Origin of the sequence: Enterobacter sp. YSU (genome assembly GCF_016082135.1) — a bacterium.
Taxonomy (GTDB): domain Bacteria; phylum Pseudomonadota; class Gammaproteobacteria; order Enterobacterales; family Enterobacteriaceae; genus Enterobacter; species Enterobacter hormaechei_C.
In genome coordinates this window covers 1149496-1166109 of sequence record NZ_CP059487.1, presented here as the reverse complement: position 1 = coordinate 1166109, position 16614 = coordinate 1149496, and the positions used below count along the sequence as shown (strand labels likewise).

The window sequence follows — 16614 nt, the reverse complement described above, 5'->3', positions numbered from 1 at the left end:
TCACCGCTGCCCTTCATAAATTACGCCGACACCTTCTCTTCCGCATCCGGCAGTTTCGGCACCAGCACGGTCGGTTTGCTATCAATACGCGTTACCAGCAGCTGGTCGATGCGGTAGTTATCAATATCCACCACTTCAAACTTGAAGCCGGAGAACTTCACCGAGTCGGTACGTTTCGGGATTTTACGCAGCATAAACATCATAAAGCCGCCGATGGTCTCGTAGTTGCCGGACTGCGGGAACTCGTCAATGTCGAGTACGCGCATGACGTCTTCAATCGGCGTACCGCCATCGATGAGCCATGAATTTTCGTCACGCTGAACAATCTGCTCTTCCAGCCCCTGGCCGACCAGGTCGCCCATCAGGGTCGTCATAACGTCGTTGAGGGTGATAATGCCCACCACCAGCGCGTATTCGTTCATGATCACCGCGAAGTCTTCCCCGGCGGTTTTGAAACTTTCCAGCGCTTCGGAGAGCGTCAGGGTGTCCGGCACTATCAGGGTGTTGCGGATCTGCACGCCGCTGTTCAGCGCCAGGCTCTGGTTTGCCAGCACGCGGTTCAGCAGGTCTTTGGAGTCCACATAGCCGATGATATGGTCGATATCTTCGTTACAGACCAGGAACTTGGAGTGCGGATGCTGCGCCACTTTGGTCTTCAGGCTCTGCTCGTCTTCATGCAGATCGAACCAGATGATGTTTTCACGGCCGGTCATGGAGGAAGGCACGGTACGGGATTCCAGTTCGAAAACGTTCTCAATCAGCTCGTGCTCCTGCTTACGCAGCACGCCTGCCAGCGCCCCGGCTTCCACCACCGCATAAATATCGTCGGAGGTGATGTCGTCTTTACGCACCATCGGCAGCTTGAAGATGCGGAAAATGACGTTCGCCAGGCCGTTAAAGAACCACACCAGCGGACGGAAGACATACAGGCAGAAGCGCATCGGGTTGATGATACGCAAAGCCACAGCTTCTGGCGCAATCATACCGATGCGTTTCGGGGTCAGGTCCGCGAATAAAATGAACAAGCCGGTGACCAGGGAGAAGGAGAGGATGAAGCTCAACTGCTCGGCCAGCTCTACGGACATGTACTTAACAAAGAGGCTATAAAACGCCGGAGAAAACGCTGCATCGCCCACGATACCGCCAAGGATGGCGACCGCGTTCAGGCCAATCTGCACCACGGTAAAGAACATGCCGGGGTTTTCCTGCATTTTCAGAATGCGTGATGCGTTGATGTTGCCCTCGTCGGCAAGCAGCTTCAGTTTGATTTTACGGGAGGCAGCCAGCGAGATCTCCGATATCGAGAAAAATGCACTGACGGCAATAAGACAAAGTATTACTAAAATACTGTTTAACATAGTTTATCCGGCTTCTCGCCAGATCCTCAGAAGGGGAGTTGATACCATTCGTGTGAAGACACATTGAACTCAGCTCGTAGCGTTGAGCCGATTATTTCAGCGGTAGTATAGCGTAAAGACGTGTAAACCTGCCAGAGGTCACGTTTTCGGCAAAACGTGGCGGGAGGGAGAGGCTGTGCGCCACGCGGCTCGCGTGGCGCTGATGCAGTAATCAGGCCTGCTGGGGAGGCAGGCAAACGCCAATGCCGCCGATACCGCAGTAGCCGTACGGATTTTTATGCAGGTACTGCTGGTGGTCGTCTTCGGCATAGTAGAACGGTTTCGCGGTAGCGATTTCCGTCGTGACCTGACGTTTATCACCGGCCGCCTGCATCGCTTCCTGGAAACGCGTCAGGCTGGCGTGGGCGGCGGCCTCCTGCTCTGGGGTGAGCGGGTAGATGGCCGAACGGTATTGGGTGCCGTGATCGTTACCCTGACGCATGCCCTGCGCCGGGTCATGGTTTTCCCAGAACACCTGGAGCAGCTGTTCATAGCTAATGACGCTCGGGTCATACACCACACGCACCGCTTCAGCATGACCGGTCTCACCGGAACAGACTTCGCGGTAGGTTGGGTTAGGCGTATATCCTCCGGTGTAGCCCGCAGCGGTGCTGTACACGCCCGGCAGTTGCCAGAACAGGCGTTCTACGCCCCAGAAGCAGCCCATGGCAAACAGGGCGATCTCCATTCCATCAGGAACGTTTGTCATTGAATGGTTGTTTACGGCGTGTAATGTTGCCACTGGCATAGGGGTGTTGCGTCCCGGTAACGCATCGGCTTGTGATACCAGATGCTTTTTATCGAATAAACTCACGGTGGGGCCTCCCGGGTAGCGTTGTTTCGGTTAAGGTTGTCACGAAGCGTTTAATTGAACACAATAAATGCGATGAATGAGTCTAGATTTAATCATAAGAAATATTTGGGTGTTACACCCTTTTTCAACCCGTAATTTGGGTTTTTGGCTTTCAGGCCGTATTTTGCCGCGGAGTGGCACTGCATTTGCTTCCAGGGTGGAAACAGGGATATTCAGGAGAAAACGTGACAAAGATCCGCCAGTTATGTTTAGTCAGTTTAATGCTGACCAGCGGGATTGCCAGCGCGGCGAATGTCCGTTTGCAGGTTGAGGGGTTATCCGGGGCGCTGGAAAAAAACGTGCGTGCGCAGCTTTCTACCATCCAGAGCGATGAGGTCACGCCGGATCGGCGTTTTCGCGCGCGCGTGGATGACGCCATCCGCGAAGGCTTAAAGGCGTTGGGGTACTACGAACCCACCATCGATTTCGATTTACGCCCGCCGCCGGCGAAAGGACGCCAGGTGTTGATTGCCCGCGTCTCGCCGGGCGAACCCGTCCTGATTGGCGGCACGAACGTGGTGTTGCGCGGCGGTGCGCGCACCGATCGGGACTACCTGGATCTGCTCAGCACCCGTCCGAAAGTGGGCACCGTGCTCAATCACGGGGATTACGATCGTTTTAAAAAATCCTTAACCAGCGTTTCGCTGCGCAAAGGCTACTTCGACAGCCGGTTCAACAAAAGCCAGCTGGGCGTTGCGCTTGAGCGACGTCAGGCATTCTGGGATATCGATTACGACAGCGGCGAGCGCTACCGGTTTGGCGATGTGACCTTCGAAGGATCGCAAATCCGTGACGAGTATCTGCAAAATCTGGTGCCGTTTAAAAAGGGCGACTACTACCAGTCCAGCGACCTGGGCGAGCTGAACCGTCGTTTGTCCGCGACGGGCTGGTTTAACTCCGTGGTGGTAGCGCCGGAATTTGATAAATCCCGTAAAACGAAAGTGTTACCGCTGCATGGCGTGGTCTCTCCGCGCACCGAGAACACCATTGAGACCGGTGTCGGCTACTCCACGGACGTCGGCCCGCGCGTGAAAGCCTCATGGAAAAAACCGTGGATGAACTCCTACGGCCACAGCCTGACCACCAGCGTCAGCCTGTCTGCGCCTGAACAGCAGCTGGACTTCAGCTATAAAATGCCGCTGCTGAAAAATCCGCTTGAGCAATACTACCTCGTGCAGGGCGGCTTTAAGCGTACCGATTTGAACGATACCGAGCAGGACTCGACGACGCTTGCGGTATCACGCTTCTGGGATCTCTCCAGCGGCTGGCAGCGCGCCATTAACCTGCGCTGGAGCCTCGACCACTTTACCCAGGCAAACGTCACCAACACCACCATGCTGCTTTATCCGGGCGTGATGATCAGCCGTACCCGCTCGCGCGGTGGCCTGATGCCGACCTGGGGCGATTCTCAGCGCTACTCCATCGATTACTCCAACACCGCCTGGGGCTCCGACGTAGACTTCTCCGTCTTTCAGGCGCAAAACGTCTGGATCCGCACGCTGTACGACAAACACCGCTTTGTGATGCGCGGTAATCTCGGTTGGATCGAAACCGGTGATTTCGAACGCGTCCCGCCGGATCTGCGCTTCTTCGCCGGGGGCGACCGCAGCATTCGCGGGTATAAGTACAAATCGATCTCACCTGAAAACGACAAAGGCCAGTTGACCGGGGCGTCAAAACTGGCGACTGGCTCGCTGGAGTACCAGTACAACGTCAGCGGCAAGTGGTGGGGAGCGATGTTCGTTGACGGCGGTGAAGCGGTGAACGATATCCGCCGCAGCGATTTCAAAACCGGCGCGGGCGTAGGCGTGCGCTGGCAGTCACCGGTCGGGCCCATCAAGCTCGATTTCGCCGTTCCGGTGGGCGACAAAGACGAACACGGTTTACAGTTTTACATCGGTCTGGGGCCTGAATTATGAGTTTATGGAAGAAGATAAGCCTCGGGGTGCTGATTTTTATCGTATTACTGCTCGGTACGGTGGCGTTTCTGGTGGGCACCACCACGGGCCTGCATTTGCTGTTTAACGCCGCGAACCGCTGGGTGCCGGGGCTGGAAATCGGCCAGGTAACGGGCGGCTGGCGCGATCTGCGCCTGAAAAATATCCGTTATGAACAGCCCGGCGTGGCGGTGAACGCGGGCGAGTTTCATCTGGGGGTCAAGCTCGGCTGCCTGCGGGACAGCCAGCTGTGCGTAAACGATCTGTCGCTAAAAGACGTTAACGTGGCGATAGATTCCAAAAAAATGCCGAAGTCCGAGCCTGTCGAAGAAGAGGACAGCGGCCCGCTGAACCTCTCCACGCCGTACCCGATTGCGCTTTACCGGGTCGCACTGGATAACGTGAATATCAAAATCGACGACACGACGGTATCCGTAATGGATTTCACCTCTGGTCTGCGCTGGCAGGAGAAAAACCTCACTCTGACCCCAACCTCCCTGCAAGGGCTGCTGATTGCGCTACCGAAGGTGGCCGACGTGGCGCAGGAAGAGATCGTCGAGCCGAAGATCCAGAACCCGCAGCCGGAAGAAAAACCGCTGGGCGAAACGCTGAAAGATCTCTTCTCGAAACCGGTTCTGCCGGAGATGACCGACGTGCATCTGCCGCTGAACCTCAATATCGAAGAGTTTAAGGGCGAGCAGTTGCGTCTGACCGGCGATACCGATCTGACGGTCTTCAACATGCTGCTTAAAGTCAGCAGTATCGACGGCAACATGAAGCTCGACGCGCTGGATATTGATACTAACCAGGGGTCGGTCAACGCCTCAGGCAATGCGCTGCTGCGCGACAACTGGCCGGTAGATATTACGCTGAACAGCGCCCTGAACATCGATCCGCTGAAAGGCGAAAAGGTGAAGGTGAAAGTCGGCGGCGCGCTGCGCGAGAAGCTGGAGTTCGGCGTGAACCTCTCCGGACCGGTGGATATGGTGCTGCGCGGGCAAACCCAGCTGGCAGAGGCCGGTTTACCGCTCAACCTTGAGGTTGTCAGCAAGCAGCTTTACTGGCCGTTCACCGGCGAAAAACAGTTCCAGGCTGACGATCTGAAGCTGAAGCTGAGTGGCAAAATGACCGACTACACGCTGTCGTTCCGCACGGCAGTGAAGGGGCAGGGGGTACCGCCCGCCGATATCACCCTGGATGCGAAGGGTAACGAGTTGCAGGTTAACCTCGACAAGCTGACCGTGGCGGCGCTGGAAGGAAAAACCGAGCTGACCGCGCTGCTCGACTGGCAGCAGGCGATCAGCTGGCGCGGCGAGCTGAAGCTGACCGGGATCAACACCGCTAAAGAGGTCCCGGACTGGCCGTCAAAACTGGATGGCCTGATCAAAACCCGCGGTAGCCTGTACGGTGGCACCTGGCAGATGGACGTGCCGGAACTCAAGCTCACCGGCAACGTGAAGCAGAACAAAGTCAACGTAGAGGGCTCGCTTAAGGGCAACAGCTATCTCCAGTGGGTGATCCCGGGCCTGCACGTGGCGCTGGGTCGCAACACGGCGGATATCAAAGGCGAGCTGGGCGTGAAAGACCTCAATCTGGATGCCACCATCGACGCGCCAAATCTCGATAACGCCCTGCCGGGTCTTGGCGGCACGGCGAAGGGGTTAGTGAAGGTTCGCGGTACGGTGGAGGCGCCGCAGCTGCTGGCGGACATCACCGCCAATAACCTGCGCTGGCAGGAACTTTCTATTGCCCGCGTACGTGTCGAGGGAGACGTGAAATCCACCGATCAGATCGGCGGAAACCTGAATCTTCGCGTGGAGCGTATCTCTCAGCCGGACGTGAACATCAGTCTGGTCACGCTGGCGGCAAAAGGTAACGAAAAGCAGCACGATCTCCAGCTACGCGTGCAGGGCGAGCCGGTCTCCGGGCAGCTGCACCTGACGGGCAGTTTTGACCGCCAGGCGACGCGCTGGAAAGGCGTGCTGGATAACACCCGCTTCAGCACGCCGGTCGGCCCGCTGGTGCTGTCGCGGTCTGTCGCGCTGGATTACCGCAACGCGGAGCAAAAGATCAGCATTGGGCCACACTGCTGGACCAACCCGAATGCTGAGCTGTGCGTGCCGCAGACCATTGATGCGGGCGCGGAAGGACGCGCGCAGATCAACCTCAACCGTTTCGACCTGGCGATGCTGAAACCGTTTATGCCGGAAACCACCCAGGCCAGCGGGGTCTTCAGCGGTAAAGCGGACGTCGCGTGGGACACCACCAAAGAGGGACTGCCGCAGGGCAGCGTTACCCTCTCCGGGCGTAACGTGAAGGTGACGCAGGAGGTCAATGACGCGCCGCTGCCGGTGGCGTTCGACACCCTGAATGTGAACGCTGACCTGCGTAACAATCGTGCGGAACTGGGATGGCTGATCCGCCTGACCAACAACGGTCAGTTTGACGGACAGGTGCAAATTACCGATCCGCAAGGGCGGCGCAATCTCGGCGGCAACGTCAATATTCGCAACTTCAACCTGGCGATGGTGAATCCGATCTTCTCGCGGGGAGAAAAGGCGGCGGGGATGCTCAGCGCCAACCTGCGTCTGGCGGGGGACGCGCAAAGCCCGCAGCTGTTTGGCCAGATGCGGTTAAACGGTGTGGACATTGACGGTAACTTTATGCCGTTCGATATGCAGCCAAGCCAGCTGGCGATGAACTTTAACGGCCAAAGCTCAACCCTCAGTGGCTCAGTACTGACGCAGCAGGGACAAATCAACCTGAGCGGTGACGCAGACTGGAGCCAGCTCGACAACTGGCGCGCCCGTATTGCGGCCAAGGGCAGCAGGGTGCGTATCACGGTACCGCCGATGGTGCGCCTGGACGTGTCGCCAGACGTGGTCTTTGAGGCAACGCCGAGTCTCTTCACCCTGGACGGCCGTGTTGACGTACCGTGGGCGCGCATCGTGGTTCACGAGGTGCCGGAAAGCGCGGTTGGCGTCTCCAGTGACGAAGTTATGCTCAATGAAAATCTGAAACCTGTTGAACAGAAGAGCGCTGGCATACCGATCAATAGTAATCTTATCGTGCACGTGGGGAATAACGTGCGTTTGGACGCGTTTGGGCTGAAGGCGAGACTCACGGGTGACCTGAAAGTGGCGCAGGATCAACAGGGACTTGGCCTCAATGGACAAATCAATATTCCTGAAGGGCGCTTCCATGCCTACGGGCAGGATTTGATTGTGCGTAAAGGCGAGCTGCTGTTCTCCGGTCCACCGGATCAGCCGGTACTCAATATCGAAGCGATCCGTAACCCGGAAGCCACCGAAGATGATGTGATTGCAGGCGTGCGCGTGACGGGCTCCGCCGATGAACCTAAGGCAGAGATCTTCTCTGACCCGGCCATGTCGCAACAGGAAGCGCTCTCTTACCTCCTTCGCGGCCAGGGTCTGGATAGCCAACAGGGCGATGGTGCGGCAATGACATCAATGTTAGTCGGTCTGGGGGTTGCACAAAGTGGTCAGGTTGTGGGTAAAATCGGCGAGACGTTTGGCGTAAGCAATCTGGCGCTGGACACTCAGGGCGTGGGTGACTCTTCGCAGGTAGTGGTCAGCGGCTATGTACTGCCGGGTCTACAGGTAAAATATGGCGTGGGGATCTTTGACTCACTGGCTACACTCACGTTACGTTATCGCCTGATGCCTAAGCTATATCTGGAAGCAGTGTCCGGCGTAGACCAGGCACTTGATCTGCTCTATCAGTTTGAGTTTTAGCAATGCGAATATTTGTTTACGGCAGTTTACGAACCAGGCAAGGCAACAGCCACTGGATGACCAACGCCCAGTTGCTGGGAAATTACACAATCGAAAACTACCAGTTGTACAGTCTGGGCCACTATCCAGGCGCGGTTCCGGGGAACGGAACGGTACAGGGTGAGGTTTATCGTATTGATAATGCCACGCTGGCCGAACTTGATGCCTTGCGCACCAGGGGCGGTGAATACGCTCGCCAGTTGATCCAGACGCCTTACGGCAGTGCATGGATGTACGTGTACCAACGTTCGGTCGACGGGTTAACGTTGATTGAAAGCGGTAACTGGTTAGACAGAGACCAGTTCTGAAAAACGACAACGCCACCGTAAGGTGGCGTTGTCGTTTTGCGCCGTAGGCCCGTGCAAGCGTAGCGCCGCCGGGCGATACTCCCCAATCGCACGGGTTACCTGGAGCGACAGGCACAAAAAAGCCCCGACGCGCGGGGCTTAGTCTCAGCAGTAAGAATTACTTCTTAGCAGCACGTTCGAAAGAGGCGATGATTTCTGCTTTCGCCGCTTCTGCGTTATCCCAGCCTTCAACTTTAACCCATTTGCCTTTTTCGAGATCTTTGTAGTGCTCGAAGAAGTGGGCGATCTGCGCTTTCAGCAGCTCTGGCAGGTCGTTCACATCTTTAATGTGATCGTACTCTTTGCTCAGCTTGGTGTGCGGTACGGCAACCAGTTTCGCATCTTCACCCGCTTCGTCAGTCATTTTCAGCACGCCAACAGGACGGCAGCGAATGACGGAGCCTGGCTGCAATGGATATGGCGTTGGGACCAGTACGTCAACCGGGTCACCGTCCAGAGACAGAGTGTGGTTGATGTAGCCGTAGTTGCACGGATAGAACATGGCGGTAGACATGAAACGGTCAACGAACAGCGCACCGGTGTCTTTGTCGATTTCGTATTTGATTGGATCTGCGTTGGCCGGAATTTCGATCACAACGTAGATGTCTTCTGGCAGTTCTTTACCCGCAGGGACGTTGAGTAAGCTCATGTCGGTGTCCTTTAAAATGGATGGTAAACAAGTGGCAGGTATTATAGCCAACTGGCGCTGAAAGTCTCCGCCTGTTTTCGTCTTCTCTCCCTCGCGCCTTCACTTTTCAGACCGTTTCCATGACAGGATAATCCATAAACTCAGCCGCATTTTAAATGTTGAAATGAAAGCGATTACAAACTTGTGATTAACGTTTTATTCACTTTTCTGAAGTGTGATGTAACGCAATCCGTAACATATTCCATTGGCTATAGTTCATCCGCGGAACATCTTTTAACCAACAATAACCTACCCTACGAGGACGTTCATATGTGGAAGCGCTTACTTCTTGTTACAGCAGTTTCGGCAGCCATGTCGTCTATGGCGATGGCCGCACCCTTAACCGTTGGATTTTCGCAGGTCGGATCTGAATCTGGCTGGCGCGCCGCTGAAACGAATGTGGCGAAAAGTGAGGCCGAAAAGCGCGGTATTACGCTGAAAATCGCCGATGGTCAGCAAAAGCAAGAGAACCAGATTAAAGCGGTGCGCTCGTTTATCGCTCAGGGCGTGGATGCCATCTTTATTGCCCCGGTTGTCGCCACGGGCTGGGAGCCGGTGCTGAAGGAAGCCAAAGATGCTGAAATTCCGGTCTTCCTGCTTGACCGTTCCATCGACGTAAAAGACAAATCTCTCTATATGACCACCGTCACCGCCGATAACGTGCTGGAAGGCAAACTGATTGGTGACTGGCTGGTGAAGCAGGTGGATGGCAAGCCGTGTAACGTGGTTGAGTTGCAGGGCACCGTCGGGGCGAGCGTGGCTATCGACCGTAAGAAAGGTTTCGCGGAGGCCATCGCCAAAGCACCAAACATTAAGATCATCCGTTCTCAGTCCGGCGACTTCACCCGTAGTAAGGGTAAAGAGGTCATGGAAAGCTTCATCAAGGCAGAAAATAACGGCAAAAATATCTGCATGGTTTACGCCCACAACGACGACATGGTGATCGGCGCCATCCAGGCCATCAAAGAAGCGGGCCTGAAGCCGGGCAAAGATATCCTCACCGGCTCGATCGACGGCGTACCGGACATCTACAAAGCGATGATTGACGGCGAAGCGAACGCCAGCGTGGAGCTGACGCCAAATATGGCGGGCCCGGCATTCGATGCGCTGGAGAAATTCAAGAAAGACGGCACCCAGCCTGAGAAGTTGACCATCACCAAATCCACGCTCTACCTGCCGGACACGGCGAAAGAAGAGTTAGAGAAGAAGAAAAATATGGGCTACTGATCCAGTGAAATTGCCGGGTGGCGCTGCGCTTACCCGGCCTACGATACGCTCTTTTGTAGGCCGGATAAGCGTAGCGTCATCCGGCCTGATGCAGGGGGAAACCATGACCACCGAACAACACCAGGAAATCCTCCGCACAGAGGGCCTGAGTAAATTTTTCCCTGGCGTTAAGGCGCTGGATAACGTTGATTTCAGCCTGCGGCGTGGGGAGATCATGGCGTTGCTCGGCGAAAACGGGGCGGGGAAGTCGACGCTGATTAAAACCCTGACCGGGGTCTATCACGCCGATCGCGGCGCTATCTGGCTGGAAGGTAACGCCATTTCGCCCAAAAACACCGCGCATGCCCAGCAACTGGGGATCGGCACGGTCTACCAGGAAGTGAACCTGCTGCCAAACATGTCGGTAGCGGATAACCTGTTTATTGGCCGCGAACCCAGACGTTTTGGCCTGCTGCGCCGCAAAGAGATGGAAGCGCGCGCCGCGAAGCTGATGGAATCGTATGGCTTCTCTCTCGACGTGCGCGAACCGCTGAACCGTTTTTCCGTAGCGATGCAGCAAATCGTCGCGATCTGTCGCGCTATCGATCTCTCGGCGAAAGTGCTGATCCTCGATGAACCCACCGCCAGCCTCGATACCCAGGAAGTGGAGATGCTTTTTACCCTGATGCGCCAGCTGCGTAATCAGGGCGTCAGCCTGATTTTCGTGACGCATTTCCTCGATCAGGTTTACGAGGTGAGCGACCGTATAACGGTGCTGCGCAACGGCAGCTTTGTCGGCTGCCGGGAAACCCGCGAGCTGCCGCAGATAGAGCTGGTCAAAATGATGCTGGGCCGCGAGCTCGAGACCAACGCGCTTCAGCGCGCGGGCCGTACGCTGCTGAGCGAAAAACCGATCGCCGCGTTTCACGATTACGGCAGAAAAGGGACCATCGCGCCGTTTAACCTCGAGGTACGCCCCGGTGAAATTGTGGGTCTGGCGGGGCTGTTAGGCTCCGGGCGCACCGAAACCGCCGAAGTCATCTTCGGGATCAAACCTGCCGACAGCGGAACGGCGCTGATCAAAGGCAAACCACAAACGCTACGTTCACCGCATCAGGCGTCGTGCCTCGGCGTGGGCTTCTGCCCGGAGGACAGGAAAACGGACGGGATTATTGCCGCCGCCTCGGTGCGGGAAAACATCATTCTGGCGCTACAGGCCCAGCGCGGCTGGCTGCGTCCGATCCCTAAGCGCGAGCAGAACGCGATTGCCGAGCGCTTCATCCGCCAGCTCGGTATACGTACCCCGAGCGCGGAACAGCCCATCGAGTTCCTCTCGGGCGGTAACCAGCAGAAGGTTCTCCTCTCGCGCTGGCTGCTCACCAAGCCGCAATTCCTGATCCTCGACGAGCCCACGCGCGGTATCGACGTGGGCGCGCACGCCGAAATCATCCGGCTTATCGAAACGCTCTGCGCCGACGGTCTGGCGCTGCTGGTGATCTCATCTGAGCTGGAGGAGCTGGTCGGCTATGCCGATCGCGTCATCATCATGCGCGATCGCAGGCAGGTGGCAGAGATCCCGCTGGATAAACTGTCGGTACCGGCGATCATGAATGCCATCGCGGCGTAAGGAGTCAAATGTGATGTCCCGTTCTCTTTCGCAAACTGGCGAAGCGAAGCGCCGCTTCACCTGGCCGACCGGCACGCCGCAAATCGTGGCGCTGCTGCTGGTGCTGCTGGTGGATAGCCTGGTGGCTCCGCATTTTTTCCAGATCGTCGTGCAGGATGGCCGCCTGTTTGGTAGCCCGATCGACATCTTAAACCGTGCCGCGCCCGTGGCGCTGCTGGCGATTGGTATGACGCTGGTCATTGCCACCGGCGGGATCGACCTCTCCGTCGGTGCGGTAATGGCGATTGCGGGCGCCACCGCCGCCTCGATGACCGTCGCCGGGCACAGCCTGCCGGTGGTCCTGCTGGCCGCGCTGGGCTCCGGCGTGCTTGCCGGGCTGTGGAACGGCATTTTGGTTGCGGTGCTCAAGATCCAGCCGTTTGTCGCGACGTTGATTTTGATGGTGGCCGGGCGCGGTGTGGCGCAGCTTATCACCTCCGGTCAAATCGTCACCTTTAACTCCCCGAGCCTGGCGTGGATCGGCAGCGGTAATTTTCTGTTCTTCCCGACGCCGGTGATCGTCGCGCTGGTGACGCTGGTGATGTTCTGGCTTTTCACCCGCAAAACGGCGCTCGGGATGTTCATCGAAGCGGTGGGGATTAACATTCGGGCCGCGAAAAACGCCGGGGTAAATACGCGGCTGATGGTGATGCTGACTTACGTGCTGAGCGGCGTCTGTGCTGCGATTGCCGGGGTGATCGTGGCCGCCGATATTCGCGGAGCGGATGCCAATAACGCCGGACTCTGGCTCGAGCTGGATGCGATCCTCGCGGTGGTTATCGGCGGTGGATCGCTGATGGGCGGACGTTTTAATTTGCTGCTCTCGGTGGTGGGGGCGTTGATTATTCAGGGTATGAATACCGGTATTTTGCTCTCCGGGTTCCAGCCGGAGCTGAATCAGGTCGTCAAAGCGGTCGTGGTGCTTATCGTACTTATCGTGCAGTCGCCGCGCTTTATCACTCTCATTAAGGGGAACCGCGGTCATGATAAAACGTAATTTGCCGTTAATGATCACGCTGGGCGTGTTCGTGCTGGGGTACCTCTATTGCCTGACCCAGTTCCCGGGCTTCGCCTCCACGCGGGTGATTTGCAACATCCTGACCGACAATGCCTTTTTAGGCATTATCGCCGTCGGCATGACGTTTGTGATCCTCTCCGGCGGGATCGACCTCTCCGTTGGGTCGGTGATCGCCTTTACCGGCGTGTTCCTTGCCAAGGCGATTGGCTTCTGGGGGATTTCGCCGCTGCTGGCTTTTCCGCTGGTGCTGGTCATGGGCTGCGCGTTCGGCGCCTTTATGGGGCTTTTGATCGATGCGCTGAAAATTCCGGCCTTTATCATCACCCTCGCCGGGATGTTCTTCCTGCGCGGCGTGAGCTATCTGGTGTCGGAAGAGTCAATTCCGATAAACCATCCGATCTACGACACGCTCTCCAGCCTGGCGTGGAAAATCCCCGGCGGGGGACGCCTGAGCGCAATGGGGCTGCTGATGCTGGGCGTGGTGGTGATCGGGATCTTCCTCGCCCACCGTACCCGGTTTGGTAACCAGGTTTATGCCATTGGCGGCAGCGCCACGTCCGCGAACCTGATGGGAATTTCCACGCGCAGCACGACTATTCGCATCTACATGCTTTCGACCGGGCTGGCCACCCTCGCGGGGATTGTATTCTCGGTTTATACCCAGGCAGGCTATGCCCTGGCGGGGGTGGGCGTTGAGCTGGACGCCATTGCCTCGGTAGTGATTGGCGGTACGCTGCTCAGCGGCGGAGTGGGGACAGTCCTCGGCACGCTGTTTGGCGTGGCGATCCAGGGGCTGATTCAGACCTATATCAACTTCGACGGCACGCTCAGCTCCTGGTGGACCAAAATCGCCATCGGCATTCTGCTGTTTATTTTTATCGCGCTCCAGCGCGGCCTGACGGTGCTGTGGGAGAACCGCCAGAGCTCGCCTGTTACCCGGGTGAATACATCTTTAACAGAGCGATAACATGCTGAAATTGCTTAAACTCTAAACATTTTCCGGTAGCGGCCGATATTCTTTTTTTATGCCCAGAAATATCTCGCTACCGGAAATAACATCATGCTTAAAACGCTATCGATTCGTACCGGCTTGCTCTCTTTACTGGCCGTTATGACCCTTCTGCTGCTGATTGTCAGCGGCATCGGCATTTATGCCCTTACACAAAGTTCCGCTTCTCTCCAGCGCATCAATCATCTTCAGGGTGAACAGATGGTGCAGCTGAATGCCGGCTATACGCTGATCCTGCGCGCGCGTAACGAAGCGGGGCAGGCCGTCCGCATGATGGAGGTCGGCCTGCTGGACGATGCGGCCAGGGCGGTCAAAACCATTAACCAGGAAGTGGCGCTGGCACAGAAAACGCTGAAGGACGTGATCGGCAGCGGCGTGGCGGATGAGCAGGGGCAAAAGCTGCTGGATAACGTTGCCGCGAGTCTGGCGGTGTACAACCAGCAGGGTATCAGCCCGATGCTGAAAGCCCTGAACGAGCAAAGCGCGGACAGCTATTACGATCTGCTGGAAAACAAGCTGGTCCCGGTGGCGAAGCAGTTTGATAACGATATGCAGGCGTTCCAGGCATGGAGCGAGGCGCGCGGTAAAGCGGAGGTGAGCGCCGTGCAGGCGAGTAAAACCCGCGTGCTGATCCTGATTATCGTCGCGGCGCTGCTGACGGCTGGCATTATCGTGCTGGCCTGGCTGGTGCTGCGCCATATGCTGCTCAAGCCGCTTTCAGCCTCGATTGCCCAGCTGGAACATGTGGCGGCCGGGGATTTAACCCATACCCTGAACGCGCCGGCGAGCCAGGAATTTAATCGCCTTAACGCGGCGATCGAAGGGATGCGCCAGTCGCTGATGGACTCGGTTCTGCGGGTGCGTGACGCCAGCTCGCAGATTGATACCGGCAGCCGCGAGCTGACGGCCGGGAATATGAACCTGGCCCAGCGCACGGAATCCACCGCCACCTCGCTGGAGCAGACGGCCGCCAGCATGGAAGAGATCACCGCCACGGTGAAACTTAACGCCGATAACGCCGAGCAGGCGCACCAGCTGGCGAAGTCGGTCTCCGATACCGCCGATCACGGCAGTGAAATGGTCTGCTATGTCATTGAGAAGATGCGCGACATCTCCGGCAGTTCGGCGCGCATCGCCGATATCCTGAGCGTCATCGACGGCATTGCCTTCCAGACCAATATTCTGGCGCTGAACGCCTCCGTTGAAGCGGCGCGTGCGGGTGAGCAGGGGCGAGGTTTTGCGGTCGTGGCGGGTGAGGTGCGTAATCTCGCCAGCCGCAGTGCTGATGCGGCGAAAGAGATCCGCTCGCTTATCAGCGATTCGCAAACCCACGTGAACGAGGGCAGCGAGCTGGCGCAGCAGGCCGGTGAGACGATGGACGAGATCGCCACCGAAGTACTGCGTATGACCAAACTGATGCGTGAAATTGCGACGGCGTCCCAGGAGCAGAGCCGCGGTATTGAGCAGGTGAATATCGCCGTCAATCAGATGGATGAAACGGCGCAGCAAAATGCGGCGCTGGTCCAGCAATCATCTGCGGCAACTCGTTCCCTGGAGGAACAGTCGCGCGAGCTGATGGAAGCGATGGCTTCCTTCAAGCTGACGATGCAAACGGCCTGAAAAAAAGGGAGCCTGCCTGGCTCCCCTTTTCGTGCGTTACGCGTCCGGGAATTCGCGGATCATGCGTTCAACGTCATCCACCATATGGCGGTTGCCGACGAAGAATGAACGGCGCTGGTGCAGGCTTTCCGGCACGATATCCAGAATACGCTCTTTACCGTCGCTCGCCTTGCCGCCTGCCTGTTCGGCCAGGAACGCCATTGGGTTGCACTCGTACAGCAGACGCAGTTTTCCGTCCGGGTGGCTGGCGGTGCTTGGGTAGAGGTAAATACCGCCCTTCAGCAGGTTACGGTGGAAATCCGCCACCAGCGAGCCGATGTAGCGCGAGGTGTATGGGCGCTGGGTGGCTTTATCCTCTTCCTGGCAGAATTTGATGTACTTCTTCACGCCGTTCGGGAATTTGATGTAGTTGCCTTCGTTGATGGAGTAGGTGTTGCCCTTCTCCGGGAAGCGCATACGCTCCTGGCACAGGCAGAACACGCCCAGGGACGGATCGTAGGTAAAGGCGTGTACGCCGCAGCCGGTGGTGTACACCAGCATGGTGGACGAGCCATACACCACATAACCGGCAGCAACCTGTTTACTGCCCGGTTGCAGGAAGTCTTCTTCCGTCACCGGTGTGCCAACCGGCGTGACGCGACGGTAGATGGAGAAAATGGTACCGACAGAAACGTTAACGTCGATGTTGGAGGAGCCGTCCAGCGGATCCATCAGAACAACGTATTTCGCGTGTTCACACCCTTCGAATACGACGATCTCATCTTCTTCTTCAGAGGCGATACCCGCAACGATGTCGCGCGCGCGCAGTGCAGCTTTCAGTTTTTCATTGGCGAACAGGTCGAGTTTCTGCTGAACCTCACCCTGAACGTTCTCGGCACCGCTGGCACCCAGGATATCGACCAGACCGGCCTTGTTGATATCGCGGTGGATGATCTTAGCGCCCAGCTTTATTGCCGACAGCAAAGCAGTGAGCTCACCCGTAGCATGAGAGAACTCGTGCTGCTTCTCGACAATAAATTCACCTAACGTTTTCATAACACTTTCCCTGCATCTTATGTTGAGTAAAGCGGTTGATGTCC

12 protein-coding genes are annotated in these 16614 nt (G+C 57.1%); 8 read left to right on the top strand and 4 right to left on the bottom strand.

Going from position 1 to position 16614, the window contains the following annotated elements; genetic code table 11:
- Positions 1 to 20: 20 nt before the first annotated feature.
- Positions 21 to 1358, bottom strand: coding sequence for a hemolysin family protein (locus H2Z33_RS05625; RefSeq protein WP_006810357.1), 1338 nt, complete (start codon positions 1356 to 1358; stop codon positions 21 to 23).
- A 211-nt stretch (positions 1359 to 1569) separates the two neighbouring features.
- The gene (gene msrA, locus H2Z33_RS05620) at positions 1570 to 2211 is read right to left on the bottom strand and encodes a peptide-methionine (S)-S-oxide reductase MsrA (protein WP_006810351.1); all 642 of its coding nucleotides are present in this window, start codon (positions 2209 to 2211) and stop codon (positions 1570 to 1572) included.
- A 224-nt stretch (positions 2212 to 2435) separates the two neighbouring features.
- On the opposite strand from msrA, the gene tamA reads away from it, so the two are divergent.
- The 3 genes from tamA to H2Z33_RS05605 are packed head-to-tail and all read left to right on the top strand — an operon-like array spanning position 2436 to position 8289.
- The gene (gene tamA, locus H2Z33_RS05615; RefSeq protein ID WP_017694656.1) at positions 2436 to 4169 is read left to right on the top strand and encodes an autotransporter assembly complex protein TamA; all 1734 of its coding nucleotides are present in this window, start codon (positions 2436 to 2438) and stop codon (positions 4167 to 4169) included.
- Positions 4166 to 7942, top strand: a complete 3777-nt coding sequence (tamB, locus tag H2Z33_RS05610) for an autotransporter assembly complex protein TamB (protein WP_063134959.1) — start codon at positions 4166 to 4168, stop codon at positions 7940 to 7942. The genes tamA and tamB overlap by 4 nt, the downstream gene beginning before the upstream one ends.
- A gap of 2 nt (positions 7943 to 7944) precedes the next feature.
- Complete coding sequence (locus tag H2Z33_RS05605) at positions 7945 to 8289, top strand: gamma-glutamylcyclotransferase (RefSeq protein ID WP_017383925.1); 345 nt, start codon at positions 7945 to 7947, stop codon at positions 8287 to 8289.
- 157 nt (positions 8290 to 8446) lie between these two features.
- Here H2Z33_RS05605 and ppa read toward each other — a convergent pair whose 3' ends face one another.
- Positions 8447 to 8977 (bottom strand): inorganic diphosphatase, encoded by a 531-nt coding sequence (gene ppa / locus H2Z33_RS05600; RefSeq protein WP_006810347.1) that lies wholly within the window; start codon positions 8975 to 8977, stop codon positions 8447 to 8449.
- A gap of 309 nt (positions 8978 to 9286) precedes the next feature.
- Here ppa and ytfQ point away from each other — a divergent pair, with 309 nt between their 5' ends.
- The 5 genes from ytfQ (at position 9287) to H2Z33_RS05575 (ending at position 15535) form a co-directional block, all read left to right on the top strand.
- On the top strand, positions 9287 to 10243 hold the full coding sequence (gene ytfQ, locus H2Z33_RS05595) for a galactofuranose ABC transporter substrate-binding protein YtfQ (RefSeq protein ID WP_017383924.1): 957 nt from the start codon (positions 9287 to 9289) through the stop codon (positions 10241 to 10243).
- 103 nt (positions 10244 to 10346) lie between these two features.
- Positions 10347 to 11849 carry a galactofuranose ABC transporter, ATP-binding protein YtfR gene (gene ytfR, locus H2Z33_RS05590; RefSeq protein WP_017383923.1) on the top strand — a complete coding sequence of 501 codons (1503 nt, stop codon included), beginning with the start codon at positions 10347 to 10349 and terminating at the stop codon, positions 11847 to 11849.
- A gap of 10 nt (positions 11850 to 11859) precedes the next feature.
- Positions 11860 to 12885 (top strand): galactofuranose ABC transporter, ATP-binding protein YtfT, encoded by a 1026-nt coding sequence (ytfT, locus tag H2Z33_RS05585; RefSeq protein WP_017694652.1) that lies wholly within the window; start codon positions 11860 to 11862, stop codon positions 12883 to 12885.
- Positions 12872 to 13873: a galactofuranose ABC transporter, permease protein YjfF gene (yjfF, locus tag H2Z33_RS05580; protein WP_017383921.1), complete on the top strand. Its 1002-nt coding sequence runs from the start codon at positions 12872 to 12874 to the stop codon at positions 13871 to 13873. Before ytfT ends, yjfF begins: the two co-directional genes overlap by 14 nt.
- Before the next feature lie 93 nt (positions 13874 to 13966).
- Entirely contained in the window at positions 13967 to 15535 is a 1569-nt protein-coding gene (locus H2Z33_RS05575) for a methyl-accepting chemotaxis protein (protein WP_015572503.1), read from the top strand.
- Between the two features lie 36 nt (positions 15536 to 15571).
- Here H2Z33_RS05575 and fbp read toward each other — a convergent pair whose 3' ends face one another.
- A complete protein-coding gene (gene fbp, locus H2Z33_RS05570) occupies positions 15572 to 16570 on the bottom strand; it encodes a class 1 fructose-bisphosphatase (protein ID WP_003856070.1) in 999 nt (332 codons plus the stop codon).
- Between the last annotated feature and the right edge of the window lie 44 nt (positions 16571 to 16614).

Excerpts from the sequence above, each read along its gene's own strand:
- yjfF (WP_017383921.1), top strand. The coding sequence starts at position 12,872 with ATGATAAAACGTAATTTGCCGTTAATGATCACGCTGGGCGTGTTCGTG.
- ytfR (WP_017383923.1), top strand. The coding sequence starts at position 10,347 with ATGACCACCGAACAACACCAGGAAATCCTCCGCACAGAGGGCCTGAGT.
- H2Z33_RS05575 (WP_015572503.1), top strand. The coding sequence starts at position 13,967 with ATGCTTAAAACGCTATCGATTCGTACCGGCTTGCTCTCTTTACTGGCC.
- ytfQ (WP_017383924.1), top strand. The coding sequence starts at position 9,287 with ATGTGGAAGCGCTTACTTCTTGTTACAGCAGTTTCGGCAGCCATGTCG.
- H2Z33_RS05625 (WP_006810357.1), bottom strand. The coding sequence starts at position 1,358 with ATGTTAAACAGTATTTTAGTAATACTTTGTCTTATTGCCGTCAGTGCA.
- fbp (WP_003856070.1), bottom strand. The coding sequence starts at position 16,570 with ATGAAAACGTTAGGTGAATTTATTGTCGAGAAGCAGCACGAGTTCTCT.
- tamB (WP_063134959.1), top strand. The coding sequence starts at position 4,166 with ATGAGTTTATGGAAGAAGATAAGCCTCGGGGTGCTGATTTTTATCGTA.
- H2Z33_RS05605 (WP_017383925.1), top strand. The coding sequence starts at position 7,945 with ATGCGAATATTTGTTTACGGCAGTTTACGAACCAGGCAAGGCAACAGC.
- ppa (WP_006810347.1), bottom strand. The coding sequence starts at position 8,977 with ATGAGCTTACTCAACGTCCCTGCGGGTAAAGAACTGCCAGAAGACATC.